The 2,574-nt window shown below is 44.4% G+C and carries 4 protein-coding genes; 3 read left to right on the forward strand and 1 reads right to left on the reverse strand.

Going from position 1 to position 2,574, the window contains the following annotated elements:
• Positions 1–19 precede the first annotated feature (19 nt).
• The 3 genes from QVA83_RS06985 (at position 20) to QVA83_RS06995 (ending at position 2,209) form a co-directional block, all read left to right on the forward strand.
• Positions 20–484: a chemotaxis protein CheX gene (locus QVA83_RS06985; RefSeq protein ID WP_014999866.1), complete on the forward strand. Its 465-nt coding sequence runs from the start codon at positions 20–22 to the stop codon at positions 482–484.
• A complete protein-coding gene (locus QVA83_RS06990; protein WP_014951105.1) occupies positions 474–911 on the forward strand; it encodes a secondary thiamine-phosphate synthase enzyme YjbQ in 438 nt (145 codons plus the stop codon). The genes QVA83_RS06985 and QVA83_RS06990 overlap by 11 nt, the downstream gene beginning before the upstream one ends.
• Before the next feature lie 101 nt (positions 912–1,012).
• The gene (locus QVA83_RS06995) at positions 1,013–2,209 is read left to right on the forward strand and encodes an OmpA family protein (RefSeq protein WP_014951106.1); all 1,197 of its coding nucleotides are present in this window, start codon (positions 1,013–1,015) and stop codon (positions 2,207–2,209) included.
• Between the two features lie 126 nt (positions 2,210–2,335).
• Here QVA83_RS06995 and QVA83_RS07000 read toward each other — a convergent pair.
• Positions 2,336–2,574 (reverse strand): DnaB-like helicase C-terminal domain-containing protein (locus QVA83_RS07000; protein WP_287498274.1); only part of this gene is annotated, 239 nt, incomplete at its 5' end.

Raw genomic sequence — 2,574 nt, forward strand, 5'->3', positions numbered from 1 at the left:
GCTGCCCAGGAGAGTGTAAATGAATGCTGATTTTGTGAACCCGTTTATTGCTGGTCTATTGAATGTGCTTGAAACTATGGCACAGACTAAGCTGACCCCAGGCAAGCCTAAACGCAAGCAAAGCGATGTTGCTAAAGGCGATGTATCGGGCTTAATTGGCATGGTGGGTCCAGACGTACGTGGTTCAATGTCAATCACGTTTGACGAGTCATTGGCTCTTACCATAATGGAAAGAATGGTAGGCGAGCGTCCAGACAAACTCGATGCCGAAGTAGGTGACATGGTTGGAGAAGTTACTAACATGATATGCGGTAATGCTAAGCGAGACCTTGCGGAGCGCGGTTACGAGTTTGGCATGGCGACGCCTATTGTTGTATCAGGAAAGCAACATACCATTAGCCATCAGGTAGACGGCGCAAAAATCATTCTCCCTTTCATGTGCGACGAAGGACTAGCGCATTTGGAAATCTGTTTTGACAAATAATTTCTGGCAGTCTGAAAAAATTACACTCGACAGCTACCCGAGAGGATTTCACCTGATAACACAGCAGGTGGAATCTGCAATACCCAGTATTCGTCATGTTGAAGTCGGCCTTTTGCACCTATGGCTTCAGCATACAAGCGCTAGTTTGACAATCAATGAAAATGCCGACCCTACAGTGAGGCATGATATGGAAGCGTTCTTCAACCATAGTGTAAAAGAAGAGCTTTCTTTTTTCAGGCATACTTATGAAGGTAAAGATGATATGCCTGCTCACTTAAAATCGAGTATACTAGGGTGTCAACTTACTATACCTGTCCAACAAGGCAAGCTTGCACTTGGCACGTGGCAGGGTATCATGCTCGGCGAACACCGAGATCATGGTGGAAGACGAACAATTATTGCCACATTACAAGGGATCGCAGCCTAACCCATATTATAAATGGCACAATTTGTGCTAGCGTTAAACGTTAAGCACAACACAAAATTATCAAAAATCGATAATCACTCAACGTTAAACAGGATGTGACTATGAAACAACACTTTAAAATGGCAGCGCTATCTCTTGCTGTAATTTCTTCGACTAATGCATTTGCACAAGACTCTTCTGAGCCAGAGTACAAAAACTGGTTTGGTTTGTCTGGCATGTATTACAACACTGACGACTCACGTCCGTTAGATCTAACTGACGGCGGCCTTTACGACGATGGTCGTGGCGTAGCTTTTGAATACGGTTTCCGTTTTACTCAAAGCTGGGCAGCTCGTGTTGAATTTACAGCCCTAGACCTTGATTATGCAGGCGGCGGTGATGAAAGCGGTGAAATGGTTGGTGTTGACGCACTATACTTCATGCCAAATGATGCATGGTTCGTTTTTGGTGGTGTTAAGCGTCAAGCAGTAGGCGAATCAACTACGCTTGGTAACATCGGTATCGGTAAACACTGGGACATCCACGAAGATGTTAAACTTGTTACTGAAATCGCCGCTTATCACGACTTCGGTGAAGATTACAATGACTACAGTGTTAAAGTTGGTATCGCGATCCCATTTGGTAAAGGCACTCCTGCCGCACCTAAAGACAGCGACAACGATGGCGTTGTAGACAGCAAAGACCAGTGCCCAATGACACCAGCGGGTGTTCGTGTTGACGCAAATGGTTGTAGCATCGATGATGATAACGATGGCGTTCTAAACAACGTTGACCAGTGTCCTAACACTCCAGCTGGCACTAAAGTAGATGCAACTGGCTGTGCAATTAAAGATTCGGACAACGACGGCGTTGTAGACAGCAAAGATATGTGCCCTGATACACCAGCTGGCGTAAAAGTTGATGCAAAAGGTTGTACAGTATTTGACGAAGAGACAGTAGAAATCACACTACGCGTTCTATTCGACAACGAAAGTGCTGTAGTTAAAATGCCAAAAGATCCAGAAATCTCTGAATTTGCTGAGTTCATGAAGCAGTATCCTTCAACAACTGCGGTAATTGAAGGTCACACTTCTGCACCAGGTAGTGAAGCTTACAACATGGACCTTTCTAAGCGTCGTGCTGCGAACTTCAAAGAAGTAATGGTAGACATGTACGGTATCGAAGGTTCTCGTTTAGAGACTATCGGTTACGGCGAAACTCAGCTTCTAGACAATGGTAAGAATGCTGAAGCACACCGTGTTAACCGTCGCATTTCAGTGACAGTTAAAGACACAGTGAAAGTAGCTGAAGAAAAGTAATTCAGTGTATATGAATTGAAAAAGGCGCCTTACGGCGCCTTTTTTGTGTCTGAAATACTTTAACTTGTTAACCCTTAAAATGTAGACCGTGGCCGCAGTCGAAGCCTTTAGTCGCTATAAGAGGGGCTAATATTCGTCGGCTATGGCAGGGCCTGCATAGTTGTCAAATCGTGAGAATTGGCCTTGGAACGTAAGTCGACAGGTACCAATTGGGCCGTTACGCTGTTTACCAATAATAATCTCTGCAATGCACTTATACTCACTGTTTTCGACATAAACCTCATCACGATAAAATAACATAATAAGGTAGGCATCCTGCTCTATAGAGCCAGACACAAGAAGGTCAGAGTTTACTGGACGTTTAT

Source organism: Alteromonas sp. AO-Serp, assembly GCF_017849675.1.
In the GTDB taxonomy this organism is placed as follows: Bacteria; Pseudomonadota; Gammaproteobacteria; order Enterobacterales; family Alteromonadaceae; genus Alteromonas; species Alteromonas macleodii.